This is a genomic window from Mesorhizobium escarrei (assembly GCF_935825525.1).
GTDB lineage: Bacteria > Pseudomonadota > Alphaproteobacteria > Rhizobiales > Rhizobiaceae > Mesorhizobium > Mesorhizobium escarrei.
The window spans coordinates 1-528 of record NZ_CAKXZT010000106.1 but is presented as its reverse complement, the minus strand read 5'-3'; the positions used below and the strand labels follow the sequence as shown (position 1 = coordinate 528).

Sequence of the window (528 nt, the reverse complement as noted above, 5' to 3'; positions counted from 1 at the left end):
AGCTCGAAGCGTCGCGTCGAGCGCTTGGCTGGTCGTTCCGGGCCGGGGACCTCGCGCAATAATTCCGCGCGTCACCTCAAGCCATATTCCAATTGCGATGTCGGCTGCCAACTCTACGTCGCGCACGCTCACCCGACCTTGGGTAATCGCTTCCCCGATGTCCGCCTTGAGATTCGCGCGGACCCCCATGCCGAACTCAATGGGTGATTGCGAGCTCTGAATAACAAGGCGGGCCCAATCCGTGTCCGCGCTCGCGCTAGCCCTGCTGGTGCGGTCGGCTGCGACCATCCCGAACTCCGCGATCATATCGGATCGCAGTTCCGTCCCGGCATGTCGTGGGAGCGATACCGACAGTGGGAGGTTGACCACGTCAAACCGTTGGGACTGGCAAGGGACATTGGCGAGCTAATCCAGCTCTGCCATTACACGAACCTACAGCCGCTCTGGCGGCGCGAGAACCGAGCAAAGGGCGGGCCCTAGTGCCCCGTCCCCGTCCGTGCATCTTTTGGAGGCGTTCGGCCGAGGCTG

General features: G+C 63.1%; 1 pseudogene. It reads right to left on the bottom strand.

Annotation, left to right across the window (positions count from 1 at the left end):
• Positions 1–288: pseudogene (locus NMG80_RS07170) on the bottom strand (TetR/AcrR family transcriptional regulator); the annotation flags it as partial.
• Positions 289–528: the final 240 nt, after the last annotated feature.